Genomic DNA, 21,520 nt, shown 5'->3' with positions numbered 1-21,520 from the left:
AGGCGGGATGCTTGGATGAAGCAGTCTCAAGTCATATTTTTGGCAATCGCTGTGGTGATGACAGCAGGCTTGGCTGTATGGGCCTGGCAAATGCCGACATGGGCTGCAGGCATGGTCTTGTTGTGTGCCGGGGTTTGGGGGAGTGGATGGCTATGGTGTCATAAAGTGGCCCGGTCCTTCCCGTCAGAGTCCGTAGCGTGCCACGTTGGGGCTGATCATGTAGATGAAGCATTGGAACAGGTTGCCGGGCTGATGGCTTCACAATGCCATGCCGTGCATGATGAAGTGACCCGGGTGCAAGAGATTCTGGTGGGCGCGGTGGGGCAACTGACGACCAGTTTCCAGGGGATGCATGCCTTGTCCAGTGCACAGCAGGATTTGATGCTGGTGGCTGCCAGCAAGAATGCAGGGGACGCAGATGTTGGCTTTGATGTGTTTGCCCAAAACACTTCAGAGGCGATGCAGCGGATTATTGACAGTATCGTCGGCTCCAGCCGTGTCGCCATGGAGGTGGTGGGTCTGACCGATGAGATGGTCAAACATACAGACGAGGTGGAGCAATCGGTCAAACAGATCAATGCCATTGCCAAGCAGACCAATTTGTTGGCGCTGAATGCTTCGATTGAATCTGCAAGAGCCGGAGAGTCTGGGCGTGGTTTTGCGGTGGTGGCCGATGAGGTGCGCGGCTTGTCTGAACGCACCGCACGTTTTTCTCAAGAGATCAGCGCGGTGATGCATGGCATGCGGGCCATTGTGGCGCAGACCGAAGAGGCCATCAATCGCATGGCCTCGCAGGATATGGGGTTTGCGTTTCATTCCAAGCTGCAGATTGAATCAATCCTGAACCAGATTGACAGCCTGAACTGCTCTCGTGAGCATGCTGTGGGGAAGCTGGCAGAAACGGCGCAGTCCATGGATACGGAAGTGGGCAAAGCCGTGGTGGCCCTGCAGTTCCAGGACCTGGTCTCCCAGCTCATCGAGCACATGGGGCGTAGAGTTGATCTGTTGAGCACGGCGGCTGAAGAAATGCAGGCACTCTCGGGGCAGCTTAAGGCAGGCGGTGGGCAGCAGAGCATTGAGAGCGGGCTGCAACGCATAGCACAGGTGGTGCGTGATCTACGGGCAGAGGAGTGTCGCCCGCCGGTGACGCAGAAGGCGTTTGAAGAAGGTTCGGTGGATCTGTTTTGAGAGTGGCTGATCGATGTTTTCATCATGCTAGGGTGAATGCCTGCGGGCTGTTTGCGGTAGGTTTGACTGACAAGTCGGAATAGGAAGAGCCAGAATGGTGGAAAAGGACAAGAACAATGCCCCCGGTTTGTCGCGCCCGGTTACCGGGAGCACCCAGGCAACATCGCGCTTGGCTACATCGGCAGGCGGGATTCGGCCTGCCACCGACAAAAGCGCAGCCAGCGCGACAGCCAATCCACGATTGGCTATCATGGATGCCTTGAAGAAGATTGACACCGGTGTGCGTGAGTTTGAGTATTCGAATCACGATTTTGAACGTGTCCGCGCCCTGATCTACAAGCGGGCAGGTATCTCACTGTCTCCGGTCAAGCAGGACATGGTGTATAGCCGTTTGGCCAGGCGATTGCGTGCCAAGGGCTTGAAGCGTTTTGTGGATTATCTGGACCAGCTTGAAAAAGGAAACGATGCAGCCGAGTGGGAAGCCTTTGTTAACGCACTGACGACGAACCTAACTTCTTTTTTCCGCGAGGCGCATCACTTTGATTTGCTTGCCGAGCAGATGCGTAAGAATGCAGACCGTCGTCCGTTCAAAATCTGGTGCTGTGCCGCGTCAACGGGTGAGGAGCCCTATTCATTGGCCATCACGGCATGCGAGGTGTTTGGCAACAACCCGCCCGTGCAGATTCTGGCCTCTGACCTGGATACCAATGTTCTGGCGCATGGACAAAAGGGCGTCTATACCCAGGATCGCGTTGATCGGCTGGATGCCGAACGGGTACAGCGTTTCTTTTTACGCGGAACCGGGGTGCAGGATGGGCACATCAAGGTTCGCCCGGAGCTGCAGAGACTGATTACCTTTAAACAGGTGAATCTGCTGGATGCCACCTGGGCGTTGCGCGAAACCTTTGATGCCATCTTCTGTCGTAACGTGATGATTTATTTTGACAAGCAGACGCAGTATGCAATTCTCGAACGTTTTGTCTCCATGTTGCAGCCCCAGGGGCTGCTCTATGCCGGGCATTCGGAGAATTTCATCCACGCGGCCAATCTTTTCAAATCTTTGGGCAAAACTGTGTATGCACGTGCGGACGCTTACGCTCGCCGCTGAGAAGGCAAGCAGGTTTGCATGAGTGAGATAGCGTGACATTTGGGTGGGGCAATGCGTTGATTTTTGCGGAGCATATGGCATGAAGACCCGGGTGTTGGTGGTGGATGACTCTGCCCTGATGTGTGCAGTATTGTCCGAAGTCATCAATGCTTCGGCGGATTTGCAAGTGGTGGGAACAGCAAAATCTGCACTGGAGGCTGCAGAGGCGATCAAAAAACACAGGCCAGAGGTGATGACGCTTGATGTGGATATGCCCCATATGAACGGGCTGGAGTTTCTTGAGCGCATCATGTGTTCGCAACCTATGCCCATCATCATGGTGTCAAGCTTGACCACGCATGGGTCTGAAACCACCTTGCGGGCGCTGGAGTTGGGGGCGGTGGATTTTGTATCAAAGCCCAAAGTCAATCCCGTGGGGGGGATTCAGGCCTATGCAGAAGAAATCTGTGACAAGATTCGCGCTGCGAAAACCTCCTGGGGACAGGGGCGGCGTCGGCCTGCTGCAAACCTTGTCACCACTGCGCAGGATGGGAATGTACCTTTGGGCGGGCGCATATTGCAGGAAAAATTGGTATTTATTGGGGCATCCACAGGTGGGACGGAGGCGATCAAGGAAGTTCTGACACGGTTTCCTGAAAAAATGCCAGGCATTCTGATCGTGCAGCATATGCCCGAAATGTTTACGGGCTCGTTTGCCAAGCGGCTTGACGGATTGTGTAAGATCACCGTCAAGGAAGCGGAAGATGGCGAGAGGGTAAAATCCGGCATTGCCTATATTGCGCCGGGTCATTCTCACTTGTCAGTCAAACGGGTCGTGGGTGGTTTCCAGTGCGAACTGTCTCGTGCTGAACCGGTGAATCGGCATCGTCCTTCGGTAGATGTTCTGTTTCATTCGGCCGCCAAGCATGTGGGGGTGCAGGCATTGGGAGTGATGCTGACCGGAATGGGTAAGGATGGAGCGCAAGGAATGTTGGCTATGCGCAAGGCGGGTGCGTATAACATCTGCCAAGATCAGGATAGTTCGGTTGTTTGGGGTATGCCGCGTGAGGCAACGATCAACGGTGCTGCCAATGAGGTTGCTTCGCTTGCGGATGTTGCAGCACGGGTATTGGCCCGTTTGCGTACGCCGGAAGGTAATAATTGATGGCAAGGGCTCAACTGCCGTGCCAGTAGTTTTCCAATAGGAGATCCGTGATGGATACGCAGGTAACGATCAAAGATTCGCAAGCAGTATTGCGTTTGTCTGGCCGGTTTGATTTCAAGGCCCATCGCGAATTCCGGGAAGCCGTTGATGGCTTGTTGTCTCAAGCCGGCAACCGTGCTGTTCAGGTTGATCTGGCCGAGGTGACTTATCTTGATAGTTCAGCATTGGGGATGCTGCTGATGCTCAGGGACAAGGCCAAAGCTTCCAGCAAAGAGGTGGCGCTGGTGGGGGTCAAGGGGAGTGTCCGCCAGGTGCTGGATATCGCCAACTTCTCCAAGCTGTTTTCAATCACCTGATTTCGGGATGCTCTTGACGCGTGGGGCACGGCGGTTACCAGAGGGGGCTGGCAAGGTTTGCGTTGCGCCCCGTGGCGGTGGCTGAGCCCTCTCAGTGCGTTGGAGTATTCCAGCGGATTGTCAGTTGTTGTGTCTTGACCTGCAGCCAGGCTCGCGACTGGCTGATGTTGGAACACCGTGAATTTTTGTCGCGCTCCATGTGGGGCCGATTCTGCGCCAATTTCCTCATGCATGGTGCCTTACAGGGCCATTGCACCGACTGTGTTCTGCACGCACTCGCCCCTAAGGGTGGATTTGTTGTTCTTGTGCGCCCTGGATGGATACTTCCTTTGCAGGTTTGCAATATTACGTGGTTTTAGCAGTAATTTACGCTTGCCAGGGTATATTGATGCAAGAATCCTTCTTGGCAGGAAAAAGTGGGGATCGTGGCAAGATATGGCGCAAATGGGGGGAGCCTCACGCGAACGCCACAACTGGCCTCAAGTTCTGAGGACGGGTGTCGTAAACCCTTCAGGTGCTGCGCAGGACGCGCTCAGTCATTGGAGAGACTGGTTCATGGAACGGAGAATGCCATGTCGGAACTGTTGAAAAGTATCGATGCGAGAACGCGGCTTGCAGGAACGAACAAGTTGGAAATCTTGCTCTTCTCGCTCGGGACGGATGAACGGACCGGTCGCAAGGAAAGTTTTGGTATCAACGTATTCAAGGTACGCGAAGTGATGCGAACCCCCCCCATCACCGCCGCGCCTGATATGCAGGACGGGGTGGAAGGGATGGTTTCGCTGCGCGGCCAGTTGGTGCCTGTGGTGGATTTGGCCAAATACGCCGGGATTGACCCGGAGCGCAAGCGCGAAATCATGATCGTGACCGAGTATAATGGTCACACCCAAGGCTTCCTGGTGGAAGCCGTGGATACCATCCTGCGCCTGGATTGGGCGCAGATGAGGATTCCTCCCGAAATGCTGACCTCCAAGCTTGGGGGCTTGGTCACGGCCGTGACAGAGTTGGAGGATGGCCGCCTGATCATGATGCTGGACGTGGAGAAGGTACTCTCCGAAACGACCAAATACGATGACGAGTACCTGTTCAAAGACATCAAGCCGGTCGACCGTGACTTCATGGTGCTGTTCGCCGACGATTCCTCGGTGGCGCGCAAGCAGATCGAAAAGACGCTCAAGGCCATGAACATCCGCTTTGTTTCCACCGTCAATGGCCGTGTCGCCTGGGAAGAGCTTGAGCGCATCGCCAAGCATGCAGATGTGACGGGGCGAAAAGTATGGGAAATCCTCAATCTGGTGCTCACCGATGTGGAAATGCCCGAAATGGATGGTTATATCCTGACCAAAAAAATCAAGTCGGACCCACGCTTTGACGGCGTCCCCGTGTTGATGCACTCATCGCTATCCAGCATGTCGAACCAGACCCTGGGCAAATCTGTGGGGGTGGATGGCTACGTACATAAATTTGAACCGCATCGGCTGGCTGACTCTCTGCGGGCCATGTTGTCGCCGGATCAAGTTGTTGATGTCATCTGAGACAGGGGCGGGGAAAGGGAATGTCAATGGAACGCGCCAATACGAATCTGCTTGAAACGGTGGATGCCCGTACCAAGCTGGCTGGCTCCAACCGTATGGAGATCCTGCTGTTCTCCTTGGGAACCAGTGAAATATTCGGCATCAATGTATTCAAGGTTCGAGAAGTCTGCCGAACCCCCTTCATCACTAAGGCACCCAACATGCCCAGCGGCGTGGAGGGGCTGATCTCCTTGCGTGGCAACGTGATCCCTGTGCTTTCGCTGGCCAAGGTGCTGGGGCTTGCCAAGCCGGGCCAGGGCTTGGGCGGGTCGATGATGGTGACCGAATACAGCAAACGCACCCTGGGCTTCCTGGTCGAGGGGGTTGATCGCATCATCCGCGTTGAATGGGATAAGGTGCGTCAGCCTGAGAACATGGCAGGTTCCACCCAGAACAATATCACCGCCATTACGGAATTGGCCGATGGCAAACTGGTGTCGATCCTCGACGTCGAGACCATTCTGGCGCAAACCTTTGGTGAGGCCCCTGTCGGTCAGATTTCGGCATTGGGCAACAGTATCGAAGCCAACGTCTTCTTTGTTGATGATTCGGCCATTGCCCGCAAGAAGATTGTTGAAGTGCTTGATAAGCTCGGCGCACGTCACAAACATGCCCTGAATGGTTTGGAAGCCTGGACCCGCCTGGATGGCATGGCAGCCCATGCGCAACAGCAGAAGCGGCGTCTGGCTGATGAAATCAGCCTCATCCTGGTCGACGCTGAAATGCCTGAAATGGATGGCTACGTACTCACACGCAATATTAAGAATGATGCCCGTTTCGATGGGATCCCCGTTGTTATGCATTCGTCGTTGTCTTCAGAAGCCAATCGTTCCATGGGCAAAGCCGTCGGGGTGGATGCCTATGTGGCCAAGTTTGATGCTGAGATACTTGCCGACACCTTGCGTCCCTATCTTTTAAAGGTCTTCAAGGACTAACCGGAGAAACACAACTATGTCGGACCCAAAAATGAAATTCCTGGTGGTTGATGACTTTTCGACAATGCGTCGAATTGTTCGGAATCTCCTGAAAGAGTTGGGATACACCAACGTCGATGAAGCTGAAGATGGCGTGGTTGCCATGCAAAAACTCAGTTCCGGTGGCATCGACTTCGTGGTGACAGACTGGAATATGCCGAATATGACAGGCATTGAATTGCTGCGTGCAATTCGCGCGAATGCGCAAATGAGCCATCTGCCCGTGTTGATGATCACGGCAGAGGCCAAGAAAGAAAATATTGTTGAAGCTGCCCAAGCGGGAGCCAGCGGCTATATCGTGAAGCCGTTCACCGCAGCAACTCTGTCGGAAAAACTGGCGAAGATCTTTGAGAAAATGGATAAGAAGTCGGCTTGATGCTGGCATATCCCGTGATCCTGGGCGCATGTAGTGTGGTGCGTTGCCATTCGACAGAAAAGAATTAGGAGTCATCATCATGGCCAAAAGGCTGAAATCGGATGAATCTGGTGATAATGAAGAGTTGCAAGCATTGTTTGATTCAATCGCAGAGTCGGCAAATCAGAACAAGACGGCAGAACCAGAGAATGTTGCAGAAATAGATACTGTCGGTGATTCAGCGGAGTTGCAGGCGCTGTTTGATAGCATGGTTGAAAAGAGCCCGGGGGCAGACGTCCCGGCTGAAGCGGTTGGTGTGAATATCAAGGAAGCCGTGGCGGCTTCTGCCTCCATGTCAACAGAGCAGCGTCAAGAGCAGGCGTTTTTGCAAATTGGGCAGCTGACCCGCTTGTTGCATGACACGATCCGGCAGCTCGGCTATGACAAAATGCTTGAGGAAACTGCGGAGAAACTGCCGGACGCGCGTCAGCGCCTGAGCTACATCTCGCAGATGACCGAGCAGGCGGCGAGCCGCGTTCTCAATGCGACCGACATTGCCAAGCCGATTCAGGATCGTATTGAAGATCGTGCGGCTTCGCTGGGTTCCCGCTGGTCCCAACTGTATGACAAAAAGTTGTCTGTTGAAGAGTTCAAGGCCCTGGCAGGCGAAACGCGTGCCTTTCTGGACCAGACCCAGCAAGACAGCAAGGTGGTCAATGAACAGTTGATGGAAATCATGATGGCGCAGGACTTCCAGGATCTGACTGGTCAGGTGATCAAAAAGATTGTGGAAATGGCTTCCAAAATGGAAGACGGTTTGCTCAAGGTGCTGATCGACATCATGCCAGAGAACAAGCGCACCCAAACCCAGGATGGTTTGCTCAACGGCCCGGTTGTGGATTCGAAGGGTAGGGAAGACGTGGTGACGAGCCAAGAACAGGTGGATGACTTGCTCGAAAGCTTGGGGTTCTGATCAGGATCGGCTATGCCGTGTAAGTGTTCAGAAGTAATTGGCTAGAAACGAACCGGAGTCAGCTATGAGCGATTTCGCGGGAATGGAAGATCTGTTACAGGATTTCCTGATTGAAGCTGGGGATTTGCTCTCGGGCGTCGACAACAAACTTGTCGATCTTGAGCGCACACCTCACGATTTGCCATTATTGAATGAGATCTTCAGAGGCTTCCACACTATCAAGGGTGGCGCTGGATTCCTCAATGCAACCGAGCTGGTCACCTTGTGTCACCTGACCGAGAACCTGTTCGACAAGCTGCGGACCGGTGAATTGCAGGTCACCCCGGAGATGCTTGACTCCATCTTGGGTGCCACTGCAGCTGTGCGCTCGATGTTTGGCGACCTGGAGCGTGGCATGCAACCTGCGTCTGCCGACGCGGCCTTGCTGAACAACATCAAGCAGGCGCTGGCTGGTAAGTTGACGGGGCGGGCCGCACCTGCTGCGGCGCCTGCCGCCGCACCGGCAAAACCTGCAGCGGCTGCAGCCAGTGTGCCTTCAGGCAATGAAGCCAATGGCCCGGACTGGGATGCCTACTATCACGCTGTGACCGGGGTGACGCCAACCGGCAAGGCCGTTGCTACACCTGTGTCCGGTAACGTTCCGGCTCCCCAGGTGCTGGATGTGCCTGAGCAGGAAGAAGAGCAGCATCTGTCAGAGGACTCCGCGCAGAAGATCATTACTGCAGCCGTTGGCCGTCGGGCAACCGACAAGCCCGGCTACCAAGGGCCTCCAGGGGGGCGCCGCGAAGGGGAGCGCCAGCGGGATAATTCCATCCGTGTGGATACCTCGCGTCTGGATCAGGTGCTCAACCTGTCCGGTGAAATCGGGCTCACCAAGAACCGGCTGACTGCCTTGAGGAGTGACATCCTGAATGGCAAGAATGACACGGATACCATGCATGCACTGGATCTGGCCGTTAGCCAGCTGGATCTGCTTGTCTCGGATCTGCAAAACGCAGTCATGAAGACCCGCATGCAGCCGATTGGTCGTCTGTTCCAGAAGTATCCGCGTATTGCCCGAGACCTCGCCCGTTCTTTGGGCAAGGATGTCGAGATGGTGCTTGAAGGGGAAGAGACCGAAATCGACAAGACGATGATCGAAGACCTCTCCGACCCGATCATCCACCTGATCCGCAATGCGGTCGACCACGGCGTTGAGTTGCCCAATGAGCGGATGATGATGGGCAAGCCGGAAAAATCCATCGTCAAGCTTGAAGCGCGGCAAGAGGGGGATCACATTGTGATCGTCGTCTCAGACGACGGCCACGGCATGAACCCTGAACGCCTGCGTGCCAAGGCGCTGGAAAAGGGGCTCATTTCTGATGAAGAAGCCAACACCATGGATGAACGTCAGAGCTTCAATCTGATATTCCTCCCCGGCTTCTCCACTGCCAGCTCCGTGTCGGATGTGTCTGGGCGTGGCGTGGGTATGGATGTGGTGCGTACTAATATCCAGAAGCTGAACGGCTCTATCGATATCCGTTCGGAACAAGGCAAGGGTACAAGCTTCATCATCTCGCTGCCGCTGACCCTGGCGATTTTGCCGGTGTTGCTGGTGTGCCTGGGCGAACAGCCTTTTGCTGTGCCGCTGTCGATGGTGCGCGAAATTCTGCCCATCGAACCCAAGGAAGTTCAGGAACTGGGTGGGCGAGCCACCATGGTGGTGCGCGGCGAAGTGCTGCCGATCGTCACCTTGGCCTCCCTGCTGGGGTGGCCGCAAGAAACGGTGCCCGAATATGGTGTGCTCATGCAGTCGGCCGAGCAAAGCTTTATCCTGGCAATCGATTCCTTCGCAGGCCGCGAAGATGCCGTGATCAAGTCCCTGGATGACTTCCGTCCCAAGGGTGTGGCAGGTGTAACGACTTTGTCGAACGGTCAGATCGTGTTGATTCTCGACATGAAGGAACTTCTTTCTAGTATGGGCGAGCAGCGGGTAGCGACCCGTGCCCAGCTGTTGCTGGAAAACCGCGTCGCCAGCGCAGCCTGATCTGCACTGGGCGTACCAAAACGGGGCACTTTGTAGCCCCGTTTTTATTTGGAGATGTGACAATTTTGGGAATCGAGACCAGACGGTGAATGTCCCAAAGTTTCCGCCTGTCGCCTTCTTCTGGTTTTTCGTGATGCAGGTTTTTTGCCCGTTTGGCCATGTGTCAGCATGGTTTTGCGGCGTTTCTTGCCTGTAAACTCAGTGTCCTAACGCTGCCTTGCACCATGTCGTCAGCTTGTTGATGGTACATTTTCTGCATACCATTTCAGTGTGTCGCGTGAAAGTGTGTAAGGGGAATGAGCGTGTCGGCGGATGATTTTGATTTTGACCAATGGAGAAAACTGGCAGAGCAGGACCCTGCTGCTTTCTTCCTGGCCCGGCAAAAATTGATTGCGGATTTCATTGAAACGGCCCCAGATTACCTGACGGATCGGCTCTGGCAGTTTCAAAACACAATCGATTGTGCCCGTGCTGAGGCCGCCAGCCCCATGAAGGCCGTCAAGGTGATCGTTGGCATGATGGGTGAACATCTGGATGCCCTGCACAGCAACATGATGCGCCTGCGCGAAGAGTCAGTCTCTTTCCACAATAGCCTTGCTCAGCTCAAGGATTAGTCCCCGAGCTTTTTACGTGATGGGCTGTGCCGAGTCCGGTATCATCTAGGGTTCGCAATTGATTTCGACCCTGACTCATGGACTACCCCAGCCTAGAAGATTACGTCGGCCAAACTCCGCTGGTGCGCCTCAAGCGCCTGCCGGGTGAGTTGGCTGCCCAAAATGGAAACGTGGTATTGGCCAAGCTGGAGGGGAATAACCCTGCTGGCTCGGTCAAAGACCGTCCCGCACTCTCCATGATCTGCCGCGCCGAGGCGCGTGGCGACATCAAACCCGGTGATACCCTGATTGAGGCTACCAGTGGCAATACTGGTATTGCACTGGCAATGGCATCGGCCATCAAGGGCTATCGTATGGTGCTCATCATGCCGGAGAATCAAAGCATTGAGCGTCGTCAGACCATGCGCGCTTTTGGCGCCGAGCTGGTTCTGACCCCGCGTGAAGGGGGGATGGAAATGGCCCGCGATGTGGCCACACGTATGCGTGATGAAGGGCAGGGGGTCATCCTCGACCAGTTCGGTAATCCGGACAATCCGATTGCCCATTACGAGGGCACTGGGCCAGAAATCTGGGAACAGACCAAGGGCCGCGTGACCCATTTCGTCAGCAGCATGGGGACGACCGGCACCATTATGGGGGTTGCACGTTTCCTGAAGGAAAAGAACCCCGCCATCCAGATCATTGGCTGCCAACCTGAAGAGGGCTCCCAGATCCCCGGTATTCGTAAGTGGCCTGAAGCCTATCTGCCCACCATTTACAACAAGGCTTTGGTAGATCGGATTGAATACGTTTCACAAGCAGCGGCTGAGCAAGTGACGCGACGTCTTGCCAGCGAAGAGGGCATCTTCGCTGGCATTTCCTCCGGCGGCGCTGCTAGCGTAGCCATCAAACTGGCGAGCGAGCTTAAGGATGCCGTCATCGTTAGCATTGTCTGCGATCGAGGCGATCGGTATCTGTCGACCGGAGTGTTTCCGGCGTGATCAAGATGCGAGCCGATTCCTGTCTGAGCTTTGCGGTCCAGACGCTGCCAGATATTGCGGCGCTGCGCCGCCTGTATGCCCTGCCGCACGATTTGTCTGATTTTGAAGTGGCTGAATACGCGTTTCAACGTCAGCGCGTCAAAACCGGCCATGCCGATCTCCCCGCTCACCTTTGCCAGATCCGCCAGATCGTTTTGCTGGCTTATGCTGCTGAGGGAGGCTTTACGCTTCAGAGCTTTGCCGCGCCAGCGCTGAGCGAGTCCTTGATCCTGCAAAAAGCGTCTCAGGCCCTGGGGTGCTTCAAGGGGCAAGTGTCTTATTGGGATGAAGGGGGATTGCTGCCTTTGTTGCGCTGTCGCGTTCATGCCCAGGTGTTGGGGCCGCAAGCGGGCCAGGAGCCCTTATTGCCGAGGCAGGACTGGCTCGACTTGGCGCAGGCTTGTGGTGTGGCGGGTATCAATTTGAGGGAATTTTCCATTGCCATGCCGGGGCTGCTGCCAGATTCTTTTGTGCTGGCCCCCAATGATGATCCTTGGCGACTATGGCTGGCCAGGAAATATGATACTGACTTGATTTTGGGCGTACAGGTCGCTGTACTCAGTCATTACGCTCTATTGCGCCACCAGCTTGTCATGGGCTGTATTGACACTGAACAGTACCAGACACGTGGCCAGCAATTGGCCCGATTGATCTAGCTTGCCCTATCAAACCGGCCCTGGATAGGGTTGTTTGATGGGCCGTGTTTCACCTGCCAGAACGACAAATCACCCGCATAGAGAAGCGGGCAGGATATCTGCCCGCAAATCTCATTGGCGATAGAGCGCGAATTTTTCTTGCAGACGCCCACGTCCCCGATTGGCTTGCCAGACCAATTGCCAGCCCGGTTCGATGACAGGCAGGTCACGTTTGCCGGCCACGTAGCTCAGCATCAGCTTGCATGAGGAGGTGTTTGCGGTGGCGAGCTTGAAATTGCCGAAGTAATACAGACCGGCGCGTTGGACATCACCTGTATCGCGTCCTATCACGCAGGTTTGGGCTGAATCTGGTTGCGCCTGGATGGCCGAGACGATCTGGGCAGAGATCTGGTTGTAATTTTTATCGTAATCAAACCACGACAGCCATAGCGTGGTAGCAAGCCCCCAGGTGAGGGTGACGCCAAGTGCCCAGTGAACAGCGCCGCGTAGCGGGAAAAAGGGAACTTTGAAGAGAGAGATGATCCAGGCGCCAGAGAGCAGGGAGGCAATAATCAGTTCAAGCATCATCCATGAAGGATGGTAGCCGGGCATGATGCGGGCCACGTTGCGGGATAGTGCCGCAGGCCAACCCAAGTTCAGGCCGGTCCAGGCGAGCCACAGGAACAGCCCAAGGATCGAGAAGGTGAGCACGCCAAACCAATCGAACGCGTTTGAAGCCCCTCTGCGCAGGCGGCACAACTCGGCGGCGGCCATGGGGATCAGGGCGGGCAGCAGTGGCAATACGTTGGCAGGGCGCAGCGGCCCGGTGGTAATGGCAATCCATAGAGCCAGACACAGGGCGGCAATCGGGAAGGCATGCCCAAAGTCGACATATCGGCCACGTCTGAACCATAGCGACCAGGCTGCGACCGGCCACAGCGGCCAGGTGAACCAGCCGAGCAGGTTACTCAAGGTTTTGAATTGCTGGAGGTGGCCGGTATGTGGCTGGATTTGTTCCAGCTGATTAGCCCACCAGGCCCCTAGGTAGGCGGAATCAAAAATTGCCAGTAGAATCGGCCAGATCAGCGTCAGTGCAAGCAAAGGCAACAGCCCCCAGGCTGCGGCACGGAAAAACGCCTTGCCCCTGCATTCAGGAAACACTGCCACTGCCACCGCGAATAAAGGCAGGGTCAGCGCAAGGCCGATCAGGCCGTTGGCAAGGAAGGCCGCTCCACTGGCGGCCCCCAGTATGAGTGCACCGGTTCGGGCGCGGGTACGCAGGCAGGTCAGGCCATACAGATTAAGGGCTGAGCAGGCCAGCACCACGATCTGTGGCTGCATCTCGTGGGCGTGGATCAGCAGACCCAGTGACCCCAGGGTGAGCAGAACCGTAGCCGAGGCCACCTCCCGGCCATAGAACTCCTTGGCGGCTTGCCGCAGGAACCATACAAACACGGCAAGTGCTGCCACCATGCTCAGGCGGATTGCATCGTGCATGGGCAGGAGCCAGGAAAAAAGCTTTCCTGTGATGGCACCAAGCCAGTAAGTCAGCGGTGGCCAATCGGTATAGGGGGTTCCCGCCAGATAAGGGGTGAGCCAGTGGCCTTCACGCAGTAGGCTGGCGGTGGCGGCAATGTGCAGTACATCGTCTCCGCGCCAGGGGGCGTGACCTATTGTTCCAGGCAGAGCGTAAGCGAAGAAGAGCAGGAAAAGCGCCCAGTTGGGAACCTGAATGATGGGCTTGCTGCTTGGGAATTCGCTCAATTGCATGGAGTAAGAAGGTCTTGCGATGAATGTGCGTGATGCCGATTTTAAAGCAATTTCCACTCAGCCAGCTTGGGTGAAGCTTAGCGGTGGCGGGTTCTCAAAACGGCTTGAAGCAGCAGGGCAAAAAACAACTCGGGCAGAGGCAGCCAAGTTGTCTGTGGTGACGCCATTGTCTGCATTTTGGAGGATATGCGAAAAATAAATATGCGAAAAATAAAAAAGGCAGCCGAAGCTGCCTCTTTTGTCAGCAATGGCTGAATTAGCCACGCTTGCCGTACTTTTGGCGGAAGCGTTCGACACGACCTGCAGTGTCGATAATCTTTTGCTTGCCGGTCCAGAACGGGTGGCATTCAGAACACACTTCAACGTGGTACTTTTCTTTGCCCAGAGTGGAACGGGTCTTGAAGGAGTTGCCACAAGAGCAGGTCACAGCCACTTCAACGTAATTCGGATGTCCTTCGGTCTTCATCATCTATTCCTTTGTTCGCGGGCGGTGAATGTGGCCGCCCATTGCGTGAGTCGCGCATTATATCCCAATAATCCCGGGATGGAAACTTCTGCCTGCCTTAGCCTCGGCGCATGGCGTCGAAGAATTCGCTGTTTGCCTTGGTCTGGCGAATCTTGTCGAGTAGGAATTCCATCGCTTCCAGGTCGTCCATGCCGTAGAGCAGCTTGCGCAGCACCCACACCTTTTGCAGGTTGACGGGGTCCATCAGTAACTCTTCCCGACGGGTGCCGGAGCGGTTGACGTTGATCGAGGGGTATACGCGCTTTTCGGACATGCGGCGATCCAGATGGATTTCCATGTTGCCCGTGCCCTTGAATTCTTCGTAGATCACGTCATCCATGCGCGAGCCGGTATCGATCAGCGCGGTGGCGATGATGGTGAGCGAACCGCCTTCTTCCACGTTCCGCGCAGCACCGAAGAAACGCTTGGGTTTTTGCAGTGCGTTGGCATCCACACCACCTGTCAGCACCTTGCCAGAGGCAGGAACCACGGTGTTATAGGCGCGGGCCAGACGTGTCAGCGAATCGAGCAGGATGATGACGTCGCGCTTGTGTTCGACCAGACGCTTGGCCTTCTCGATCACCATTTCAGCTACCTGCACGTGGCGTGTGGCGGGTTCGTCGAAGGTGGAAGCGACCACTTCACCCTTGACCGAACGCTGCATTTCCGTCACTTCTTCAGGACGTTCGTCAATCAGCATGACGATCAGCGTGGCTTCGGGGTGATTGGCAGTAATGGCGTGGGCGATGTGTTGCAGCATCACCGTTTTACCGGACTTGGGCGGGGAGACTATCAGGCCGCGTTGGCCTTTGCCGATCGGGGCAATCATGTCAATGATCCGCCCGGTGGTGTTCTCTTCGCCGCGCATCTCGCGTTCCAGCTTGAGCGGCTGGTTCGGGTGCAGCGGGGTGAGGTTTTCAAACAGGATCTTGTGCTTGGAAGCCTCGGGCGGCTCGCCATTGATCTTGTCGACCTTGACCAGTGCAAAGTAACGTTCGCCATCCTTGGGCGTGCGGATCTCGCCTTCGATCGTGTCACCGGTGTGCAGGTTGAAGCGCCGGATCTGCGAGGGCGATACGTAAATATCGTCAGTACCGGCCAGATACGAGGTGTCTGGCGAGCGCAGGAAGCCGAAACCGTCGGGCAGCACTTCGAGCGCGCCATCGCCGAAGATCGGCTCGCCTTTTTTGGCGCGGTTTTTCAGTAGTGCGAAAACAAGTTCCTGCTTGCGCAGACGATTGGCGCCCTCGATATCATTGGCGAGGGCCATTTCGAGAAGCTGGCTGACGTGATGAGCCTTTAGCTCTGACAGATGCATGGCAAACCTTGAGGATGGACCAGATAGAGTGAGATAGATAGGACTGCGCCATCACAGGCGCAAAGCGAATGCTAGGAGAGTTGAGTATTAAATCAGGAAACTGGCTGTATCCAGGTTGTACTGTGCTTTTGTATGGTTACAGCGGTGTTTATTGCCGAGACTGTAGACTGTCAGCCTCGGCCTGTCAATGCACTTTGCGTAGATTAAATGAAACGTTTGACGAATTCGACCAAATCCCCCTTCGGCTTGGCGCCTACCTGGGTACCTTCCACGTTGCCGCCCTTGAAGAGCATCAGCGTGGGGATGCCGCGCACACCAAACTTGGCGGGGGTGAGGGGGTTCTCGTCAATGTTGAGCTTGGCAATAACCAGCTTGCCAGCGTATTCGCCCGCCAGTTCTTCCAAAATCGGGGCTATGGCCCGGCAGGGGCCACACCACTCAGCCCAGTAGTCCAGCAGAACGGGGAGTTCGGACTTCAATACTTCTTGTTCAAAACTGCTGTCGGAAACATGAATAATCAGATCGCTCATGGGGGGATGCCTCAAAAAAATTGAACTGACCGAAAAGAAGGGATCGTGGTCAGAGAGGGGTATTGTATAAGCGCAAATCGTAACCAAAAACAGGCGACGATGGAAGCTGCACGGGTATGACCAAAAGGGGGCTTCTTGAAGACTGCCGTGGGTGCTATGTGTCAAAGAGTTTCCTGCCATGCAGCTTTTTGGCATCAAAGCGGGAAGAAGAGCGTATTTCAGGCATTTTCTGGCAGGTATCCATCAGGCTTTGATGAGAGAATGATTGATAGAAAATTCTTCACTTGAATGCCCCCTATGAAAGCCCTGGTCATCGACGACGCGCTGACAAGCGCCATGCTCATCTGCCATTTGTTGCGCAAAATGGGGATCGAAGCCTTGTCTGCCAACGAAGGCCCCGCCGGGATTGAGCTTTTCAAGGAGCAGCGCCCCGACTTGGTGTTGCTGGACGTGAATATGCCGGGCATGGATGGCTATGAAACCGCCAAGCGCATGCGCCAGCTGGAACGTGATGGAGAATGGACTCCCATCATCTTTCTGACTTCCCATACCAGTGACGAGGATCTGGAGCACGGGATCGCCGTTGGGGGGGACGACTATCTGGTCAAGCCGGTTTCGGAGATTGTGCTCAGTGCCAAGGTCCGTGCCATGCAGCGGATTGCCCAGATGCGCTATTCGCTGGTGGTGTTGACCCGTCGTCTGGACGAGGCCAACCGCGAACTGGTACGCCTGTCTTCAGTGGATGGACTTACGGGCATCTCCAACCGTCGCCAGTTTGACGAGATCTACACCCGCGAATGGGCACGCGCCACGCGTAGCTGCGCAACCCTCTCGGTTTTGATGTGTGATGTGGATTATTTCAAGCAATACAATGACTTGTATGGGCATCAGGCGGGGGACGAATGCTTGCGCGAGGTTGCCGGCGTTTTGCAATCCTGTGTGCGGCGCCCGGCTGACCTTGTAGCGCGCTACGGTGGCGAGGAATTTTCCGTGGTATTGCCCGATACGGATGTTGACGGTGCGTTCCGGGTTGCCGAAACTATGCGGGAAGGTGTAGCCGGGTTAGATATCCCTCATGGTAGCGGGAAGGATGGAAAAGTCTCCATCAGTATCGGGGTTGCTTGCGTGGTGCCGCAGAAAGGCGCCAACAGCAAGGAGTCTTTGCTTCTTGCGGCCGACACCGCCCTGTATGCAGCCAAACAGAAAGGGCGCAACTGCGTAGAAATTGCGCCTGAAGGGAATGCTTGATGGATGCGTTGAACCGTTTTGCGCATGTGAAGCTGGTGATCATTGACGACAATGACACCACGCGTGCAATGCTGCGCAGCATCTTGCGTAGCGAAGGGATTGAAGTGGTGGCGGAGGCGCGTGACGGCGCGGGTGGCCTGGCGCTGGTAAAAAAGCATCAGCCCAATGTGGTATGCCTGGATGTGATGATGCCAGACATGAGCGGGATTGAAGTGCTCAACCAACTCAAGCAGGAATTCCCCGAGGTTCGCGTCATCATGGTCACCGGTTCTACGGATCGTGACACGGTGCAGGCCGCTATCGAGGGCGGGGCTTCGGGTTATCTGGTCAAACCCTTCAATGCAGGCAAGGTGGTTGGCGCGCTGGACCTTGTGCTGGGACGCAAGCCTTCGTAGGTCTACCGTTTAAAAATGATCTTTCCAGGCTCGGAGCGCCGTAAAGACGGCAAGGTCTGAGTCCAATTCCAGCCTGGTTTGTTTTTGCGCTGCCTGTTTGACGGCAGGGATGTGAGTGCGCAAAAAGGGATTCGTTTCCAATTCTTGCGCCAGTGTGCTGGGAAGCGTAGGCCTGCCCTGTTGGCGACGCACCTCACAAACCTGGATGCGTTCGGTGATGGCACCATTTCCCGGCTCAACCGCCTGAGCGAAGCGCAGATTCGCCAAGGTGTACTCATGCGCACAGTAAATGTGGGTGAGAGGGGGGAGGTGACGGATGCGTTCAAGAGAAGCATGTAGCTGCATGGCTGTACCGCCGAGCAGTCTGCCACAGCCAGCGCCAAAGAGTGTATCGCCGCAAAACAAGGCCGTGTCGCACAGATAGGCCACATGTTCTTCTGTGTGGCCGGGTACGGCCCATACCGTGATGGATGCCTCAATGTCCCTGATCGTCAGGTGCATGCCATCTTTGACTGGATGGGTGACCATGCGCATCTGGGCGCTATCCGGGCCATATACCGCCAATTCGCCACAGGCTGCGATCAAGTCTGTCATGCCCCCTACATGATCAGCATGGCGATGGGTCAACAGGATGCCGACCAGCTTTTGCCCGGTGGTGGTCAGATGGGCCAGGACGGGAGTAGCCTCGCTGGGATCGACAGCCACGCATACTCCGGCGCGGTTCAGCGTCCAGATGTAGTTGTCGCGCAGGGCGGAAAGAGGAACAATCTCCATGTTGCGTATTCTACGGGTAGTCGGGCATGTCTTCCAATGTATTGAGCGAATGGCTTGAAACGCCGCGTGGCCGCTATTTGCTGGCGTGGGAGGCGCGCAAGATCGATCTGCTGGTCGCCAACATCTTTGGCTTTCACGCCGTGCAGTTGGGGATGGGGGGCATTGATCTGCTCCAGGCCAACCGCGTCAGTTGCCGCCTGTATTGTGCGGCAGATCGGGAAGAATCGGGCGCCAGCCTGTATGCCGAAGGCGAAGAGCTGCCGTTTGCCTCTCAGAGTATCGACTTGGTGGTACTGGCGCATACGCTGGAGTTCTCCGACCACCCGCACCAGATTCTGCGAGAGGTTGAACGCGTGTTGGTGCCGGAAGGTCACGTCCTCATCGTCGGCTTCAACCCTTTTAGCCTGTGGGGTGGGCGGCGCGCCTTTTCCGGCAATCTGGGGGAAATGCCTTGGCAGGGGCAATATATTTCAATGCTCCGGCTCAAGGATTGGCTCTCCCTGCTGGGGTTTGAAGTTCGCCACACGGAATTCGGCTGTTTTGCCCCACCGCTTGCCAGCGAGGAGTGGCTCAGGCGCTGGTCCTTCATGGATGCGCTCGGCCAAAGGTTCTGGCCGGTTGCGGGCGGAGCCTATATCCTGCAAGCCGTCAAACGGGTGCCCGGCATGCGCTTGATTACGCCTCGATGGCGTAACGCGAAACGGCGCAAGGCAATGGTCCCCGCAGTTCATCATTCAACGGAAAATCAATGGAACAAGCATCAGTAAGTAAACAAGACGAAGCGATTCAGGTGGTGGATATCTATTCCGACGGAGCATGCTCCGGCAACCCTGGCCCTGGCGGCTGGGGAGCCCTTTTGCGTGCGGGGAAACATGAAAAAGAAGTTTGGGGAGGCGAACCTGCCACCACCAATAACCGCATGGAACTCACTGCAGTAATCCGCGCCCTGGCGCTGCTGAATCGCCCCATGAAAGTACGCGTGCATACTGATTCGCAATACGTGCAAAAGGGTATTTCTGAATGGATTCATGGCTGGAAAAAACGCGGCTGGAAAACGGCTGACAAACAGCCTGTGAAAAATGAAGATCTTTGGCGGGCGTTGGACGAGGAAGCCGCCCGGCACCAGATCGAATGGCTATGGGTCAAGGGCCACGCAGGCCACCCCGAGAACGAGCGCGCCGATGCGCTCGCCCGGCAAGGTGTGGATGCCACGCGCAAGGCCGGACATTCGGTGAGCACCGGAACCTGATTGTTATGTAATTCGTATAAACGGGGATGCAATGCAAGTCTGGAAAAAGTCGCTGATCTGTTTGAGTCTGCTGCTGGGTGTCAGTCTAAGCTATGCGCAAACTACCTCACCGCTGCCTTATGACGAGCAGGCGGATGCCCATGCCGAGATCAAACACGCAATCGAACAGGCCAAATCCCACCACAAAAAAGTGCTTTTGGTCTTTGGCGCCAACTGGTGCCCCGATTGCCGTTCCCTCTCAGCCCAAATGCATGAAGGTGGCTTGGCGAAAAAGCTCAAGCAGCGCTACGTGGTGGTCAAGGTCAATGTCGGCAATTGGGATCGCAACATGGATATTGCCGCCGAATATGGTAATCCACCCAAAAAAGGCATCCCCGCCATTGCGGTACTTAGCACCAATGGTCAATTGCTCAATGCCACGTTGGCAGGGGAGTTGAGCGTAGCGCGTTCCATGAGTACAGAGGATGTGCTGAAGGTCTTTGAAAAAGTCAGCTCTCAATAATATTTTGGTTTACTATTTTTGGGCTGTAGCAAGAATGCTTATATTCTTGTCATGCATTCTTCAACAGTTCTTCAAACTCCATACGCCCGGCTGGCGTGGTCATGGTGACGAGCACTTGGCCGGGGTGCAGTTCGAAGTCGTCTTGCGGGTTGAAGTGCCAGTCTTTACCGATGCGCACGGCGACCAGCACGTATTCCGGGCTGCGTAGTTTCAGGTTGCCCAGAGGGCGTGGGGTGAAACGATGGGGGATGGGGGTTTCCTCCATGCGGACTTTCTGGTCGGAGCGTTGCATTTCTTCAAGCAGGTTTGCCAGATGAGGGCGAACCATCATGGTGACGATGCGTGTGCCGCCGGTGAAATCTGGCAGCACCACCTGATCGGCACCCGCCTTCTTGAGCTTTTCCTCGTTGCGCACCTCGTGGCAGCGTGCTACCACACGTAGCTTGGGATTGAGCTGTTTGGCGGTGAGCGCGATCATCATGTTCTTGGCGTCGTCGTTGGACACGGCAAAGATGCCGATGGCGCGGTCGATTCCTGCGGAGATGAGTTGATCGTCATCGGTGGCATCCCCGTGCTGCCAGATCAGGCGGTCATCGCGGTCCGCCAGTTCCAGCAACAGGGGCAAGTCTTGCTCAATGGCGACGAAGGGTCGCCCGGTGGCGATCAGTTCGCCCCCTACGTTTTGCCCCACCCGGCCATAGCCGCAGACGATGAAATGATTGTTCAGACGGTCGATTTTCTTGTTCATGCGTCGTCTCCGCAAGCTGACATCAAAGTCGCTTTCCAGGAAGAATACAGTCAGGCTGGTGAAGAGAAAGGTGACTGCGCCAAAGCCTGCGAAGGCGATCAGGCCGGCAAAGAGTCTTGCCCAGATTCCATGCAAAGGCACCACCTCACCATAGCCTACCGTGGTGATGGTGATCAGGGTCATGTACAGCGCATCGGAGAACGTGGCGGTGCCACGGCCAATCCACAGAAAACCCAGCGTGCCCAGCAGCGTCATGACGACCATCAGCCCGGCGGCAAAATAGATGCGGAGCAGGATGCGCGGCAGTTGCCCTCGGCTATGTGCCGGTTCAACGCGTTTTTTGCGGTGTTTGCGCTTGAAAAATTTTGGAGGCCAGAAGCGGCGTTTCATTGCAGACAGAATTCCCGAGCCAAAGATGCCAAGCCTGTTGTGTGGATGCGCCAGATAAACCCACCCTGTTATCAGGGTGGGACATATTATCCATGCTTCCTATCTGCTTGGGCCAGCCCGTTGTT

Annotated in this window: 24 protein-coding genes; 18 read left to right on the top strand and 6 right to left on the bottom strand. The window is 55.7% G+C overall.

The features are described from left to right. The first annotated feature begins 15 nt into the window (after window positions 1–15). From B145_RS24615 to B145_RS27275, 12 genes are all read left to right on the top strand, one after another. Window positions 16–1,188 (top strand): methyl-accepting chemotaxis protein, encoded by a 1,173-nt coding sequence (locus tag B145_RS24615; RefSeq protein WP_018606027.1) that lies wholly within the window; start codon window positions 16–18, stop codon window positions 1,186–1,188. 94 nt (window positions 1,189–1,282) lie between these two features. Continuing rightward, window positions 1,283–2,296, top strand: a complete 1,014-nt coding sequence (locus tag B145_RS0106445) for a CheR family methyltransferase (protein ID WP_018606025.1) — start codon at window positions 1,283–1,285, stop codon at window positions 2,294–2,296. Between the two features lie 79 nt (window positions 2,297–2,375). Next, a complete protein-coding gene (locus B145_RS0106440) occupies window positions 2,376–3,440 on the top strand; it encodes a protein-glutamate methylesterase/protein-glutamine glutaminase (protein WP_018606023.1) in 1,065 nt (354 codons plus the stop codon). A 50-nt stretch (window positions 3,441–3,490) separates the two neighbouring features. Continuing rightward, window positions 3,491–3,796: an STAS domain-containing protein gene (locus B145_RS0106435; RefSeq protein ID WP_018606021.1), complete on the top strand. Its 306-nt coding sequence runs from the start codon at window positions 3,491–3,493 to the stop codon at window positions 3,794–3,796. Window positions 3,797–4,368: 572 nt separating this feature from the next. Then, window positions 4,369–5,331 carry a chemotaxis protein gene (locus B145_RS0106430; protein ID WP_018606019.1) on the top strand — a complete coding sequence of 321 codons (963 nt, stop codon included), beginning with the start codon at window positions 4,369–4,371 and terminating at the stop codon, window positions 5,329–5,331. A gap of 26 nt (window positions 5,332–5,357) precedes the next feature. Further along, window positions 5,358–6,305 carry a chemotaxis protein gene (locus tag B145_RS0106425; RefSeq protein ID WP_018606017.1) on the top strand — a complete coding sequence of 316 codons (948 nt, stop codon included), beginning with the start codon at window positions 5,358–5,360 and terminating at the stop codon, window positions 6,303–6,305. A gap of 16 nt (window positions 6,306–6,321) precedes the next feature. Continuing rightward, on the top strand, window positions 6,322–6,720 hold the full coding sequence (cheY, locus tag B145_RS0106420; protein ID WP_026258885.1) for a chemotaxis response regulator CheY: 399 nt from the start codon (window positions 6,322–6,324) through the stop codon (window positions 6,718–6,720). A gap of 79 nt (window positions 6,721–6,799) precedes the next feature. Continuing rightward, complete coding sequence (gene cheZ, locus B145_RS0106415; RefSeq protein WP_018606013.1) at window positions 6,800–7,672, top strand: protein phosphatase CheZ; 873 nt, start codon at window positions 6,800–6,802, stop codon at window positions 7,670–7,672. Window positions 7,673–7,736: 64 nt separating this feature from the next. Further along, window positions 7,737–9,698, top strand: a complete 1,962-nt coding sequence (locus B145_RS0106410; protein ID WP_018606011.1) for a chemotaxis protein CheA — start codon at window positions 7,737–7,739, stop codon at window positions 9,696–9,698. A 302-nt stretch (window positions 9,699–10,000) separates the two neighbouring features. Beyond that, window positions 10,001–10,312 (top strand): DUF3135 domain-containing protein, encoded by a 312-nt coding sequence (locus tag B145_RS0106405; protein WP_157288296.1) that lies wholly within the window; start codon window positions 10,001–10,003, stop codon window positions 10,310–10,312. Between the two features lie 77 nt (window positions 10,313–10,389). Then, the gene (gene cysM / locus B145_RS0106400; RefSeq protein WP_018606006.1) at window positions 10,390–11,292 is read left to right on the top strand and encodes a cysteine synthase CysM; all 903 of its coding nucleotides are present in this window, start codon (window positions 10,390–10,392) and stop codon (window positions 11,290–11,292) included. Further along, on the top strand, window positions 11,289–11,987 hold the full coding sequence (locus B145_RS27275; protein WP_018606004.1) for a hypothetical protein: 699 nt from the start codon (window positions 11,289–11,291) through the stop codon (window positions 11,985–11,987). The genes cysM and B145_RS27275 overlap by 4 nt, the downstream gene beginning before the upstream one ends. 111 nt (window positions 11,988–12,098) lie before the next feature. On the opposite strand, the gene B145_RS0106390 is transcribed toward B145_RS27275, so the two are convergent. Next, a complete protein-coding gene (locus tag B145_RS0106390) occupies window positions 12,099–13,736 on the bottom strand; it encodes an ArnT family glycosyltransferase (protein ID WP_018606003.1) in 1,638 nt (545 codons plus the stop codon). Between the two features lie 19 nt (window positions 13,737–13,755). Between B145_RS0106390 and B145_RS28545 the strand changes: the two genes are divergently transcribed. Further along, window positions 13,756–13,935 (top strand): hypothetical protein, encoded by a 180-nt coding sequence (locus tag B145_RS28545; RefSeq protein ID WP_157288295.1) that lies wholly within the window; start codon window positions 13,756–13,758, stop codon window positions 13,933–13,935. A 57-nt stretch (window positions 13,936–13,992) separates the two neighbouring features. Here the strand turns inward: B145_RS28545 and rpmE are convergent, their stop codons facing one another. From rpmE to trxA, 3 genes are all read right to left on the bottom strand, one after another. After that, window positions 13,993–14,202, bottom strand: coding sequence for a 50S ribosomal protein L31 (rpmE, locus tag B145_RS0106385; protein WP_018605999.1), 210 nt, complete (start codon window positions 14,200–14,202; stop codon window positions 13,993–13,995). A 97-nt stretch (window positions 14,203–14,299) separates the two neighbouring features. Then, on the bottom strand, window positions 14,300–15,559 hold the full coding sequence (gene rho, locus B145_RS0106380) for a transcription termination factor Rho (protein WP_026258884.1): 1,260 nt from the start codon (window positions 15,557–15,559) through the stop codon (window positions 14,300–14,302). A 203-nt stretch (window positions 15,560–15,762) separates the two neighbouring features. Next, a complete protein-coding gene (gene trxA, locus B145_RS0106375; RefSeq protein WP_018605995.1) occupies window positions 15,763–16,089 on the bottom strand; it encodes a thioredoxin TrxA in 327 nt (108 codons plus the stop codon). 297 nt (window positions 16,090–16,386) lie between these two features. On the opposite strand from trxA, the gene B145_RS0106365 reads away from it, so the two are divergent. Both B145_RS0106365 and B145_RS0106360 read left to right on the top strand, forming a co-directional pair. Beyond that, window positions 16,387–17,337, top strand: a complete 951-nt coding sequence (locus B145_RS0106365; RefSeq protein ID WP_018605992.1) for a GGDEF domain-containing response regulator — start codon at window positions 16,387–16,389, stop codon at window positions 17,335–17,337. After that, window positions 17,337–17,732, top strand: a complete 396-nt coding sequence (locus B145_RS0106360) for a response regulator transcription factor (protein ID WP_018605990.1) — start codon at window positions 17,337–17,339, stop codon at window positions 17,730–17,732. Before B145_RS0106365 ends, B145_RS0106360 begins: the two co-directional genes overlap by 1 nt. 9 nt (window positions 17,733–17,741) lie before the next feature. Here the strand turns inward: B145_RS0106360 and gloB are convergent, their stop codons facing one another. Continuing rightward, a complete protein-coding gene (gene gloB, locus B145_RS0106355) occupies window positions 17,742–18,506 on the bottom strand; it encodes a hydroxyacylglutathione hydrolase (RefSeq protein WP_018605989.1) in 765 nt (254 codons plus the stop codon). A gap of 26 nt (window positions 18,507–18,532) precedes the next feature. On the opposite strand from gloB, the gene B145_RS0106350 reads away from it, so the two are divergent. The 3 genes from B145_RS0106350 to B145_RS0106340 are packed head-to-tail and all read left to right on the top strand — an operon-like array spanning window position 18,533 to window position 20,257. Then, window positions 18,533–19,273 (top strand): class I SAM-dependent methyltransferase, encoded by a 741-nt coding sequence (locus B145_RS0106350; protein ID WP_018605988.1) that lies wholly within the window; start codon window positions 18,533–18,535, stop codon window positions 19,271–19,273. Between the two features lie 17 nt (window positions 19,274–19,290). Next, entirely contained in the window at window positions 19,291–19,755 is a 465-nt protein-coding gene (rnhA, locus tag B145_RS0106345; RefSeq protein ID WP_026258882.1) for a ribonuclease HI, read from the top strand. Between the two features lie 31 nt (window positions 19,756–19,786). After that, a complete protein-coding gene (locus B145_RS0106340; protein WP_018605983.1) occupies window positions 19,787–20,257 on the top strand; it encodes a thioredoxin family protein in 471 nt (156 codons plus the stop codon). A gap of 49 nt (window positions 20,258–20,306) precedes the next feature. On the opposite strand, the gene B145_RS0106335 is transcribed toward B145_RS0106340, so the two are convergent. Then, window positions 20,307–21,395 (bottom strand): potassium channel family protein, encoded by a 1,089-nt coding sequence (locus B145_RS0106335; RefSeq protein ID WP_018605981.1) that lies wholly within the window; start codon window positions 21,393–21,395, stop codon window positions 20,307–20,309. Between the last annotated feature and the right edge of the window lie 125 nt (window positions 21,396–21,520).

Source organism: Uliginosibacterium gangwonense DSM 18521, assembly GCF_000373965.1.
In the GTDB taxonomy this organism is placed as follows: Bacteria; Pseudomonadota; Gammaproteobacteria; order Burkholderiales; family Rhodocyclaceae; genus Uliginosibacterium; species Uliginosibacterium gangwonense.
This window is presented reverse-complemented; position numbering and strand designations above follow the sequence as displayed.

Coding starts and splice junctions, on each gene's coding strand:
- B145_RS0106340 (WP_018605983.1), top strand. CDS start 19,787: ATGCAAGTCTGGAAAAAGTCGCTGATCTGTTTGAGTCTGCTGCTGGGT.
- B145_RS0106350 (WP_018605988.1), top strand. CDS start 18,533: ATGTCTTCCAATGTATTGAGCGAATGGCTTGAAACGCCGCGTGGCCGC.
- B145_RS0106430 (WP_018606019.1), top strand. CDS start 4,369: ATGTCGGAACTGTTGAAAAGTATCGATGCGAGAACGCGGCTTGCAGGA.
- B145_RS0106425 (WP_018606017.1), top strand. CDS start 5,358: ATGGAACGCGCCAATACGAATCTGCTTGAAACGGTGGATGCCCGTACC.
- B145_RS0106390 (WP_018606003.1), bottom strand. CDS start 13,736: ATGCAATTGAGCGAATTCCCAAGCAGCAAGCCCATCATTCAGGTTCCC.
- cheY (WP_026258885.1), top strand. CDS start 6,322: ATGTCGGACCCAAAAATGAAATTCCTGGTGGTTGATGACTTTTCGACA.
- B145_RS24615 (WP_018606027.1), top strand. CDS start 16: ATGAAGCAGTCTCAAGTCATATTTTTGGCAATCGCTGTGGTGATGACA.
- trxA (WP_018605995.1), bottom strand. CDS start 16,089: ATGAGCGATCTGATTATTCATGTTTCCGACAGCAGTTTTGAACAAGAA.
- B145_RS0106360 (WP_018605990.1), top strand. CDS start 17,337: ATGGATGCGTTGAACCGTTTTGCGCATGTGAAGCTGGTGATCATTGAC.
- B145_RS0106410 (WP_018606011.1), top strand. CDS start 7,737: ATGAGCGATTTCGCGGGAATGGAAGATCTGTTACAGGATTTCCTGATT.
- cheZ (WP_018606013.1), top strand. CDS start 6,800: ATGGCCAAAAGGCTGAAATCGGATGAATCTGGTGATAATGAAGAGTTG.
- B145_RS0106365 (WP_018605992.1), top strand. CDS start 16,387: ATGAAAGCCCTGGTCATCGACGACGCGCTGACAAGCGCCATGCTCATC.
- B145_RS28545 (WP_157288295.1), top strand. CDS start 13,756: ATGAATGTGCGTGATGCCGATTTTAAAGCAATTTCCACTCAGCCAGCT.
- B145_RS0106335 (WP_018605981.1), bottom strand. CDS start 21,395: ATGAAACGCCGCTTCTGGCCTCCAAAATTTTTCAAGCGCAAACACCGC.
- B145_RS0106435 (WP_018606021.1), top strand. CDS start 3,491: ATGGATACGCAGGTAACGATCAAAGATTCGCAAGCAGTATTGCGTTTG.
- cysM (WP_018606006.1), top strand. CDS start 10,390: ATGGACTACCCCAGCCTAGAAGATTACGTCGGCCAAACTCCGCTGGTG.
- B145_RS0106445 (WP_018606025.1), top strand. CDS start 1,283: ATGGTGGAAAAGGACAAGAACAATGCCCCCGGTTTGTCGCGCCCGGTT.
- rpmE (WP_018605999.1), bottom strand. CDS start 14,202: ATGAAGACCGAAGGACATCCGAATTACGTTGAAGTGGCTGTGACCTGC.
- B145_RS0106440 (WP_018606023.1), top strand. CDS start 2,376: ATGAAGACCCGGGTGTTGGTGGTGGATGACTCTGCCCTGATGTGTGCA.
- rho (WP_026258884.1), bottom strand. CDS start 15,559: ATGCATCTGTCAGAGCTAAAGGCTCATCACGTCAGCCAGCTTCTCGAA.
- gloB (WP_018605989.1), bottom strand. CDS start 18,506: ATGGAGATTGTTCCTCTTTCCGCCCTGCGCGACAACTACATCTGGACG.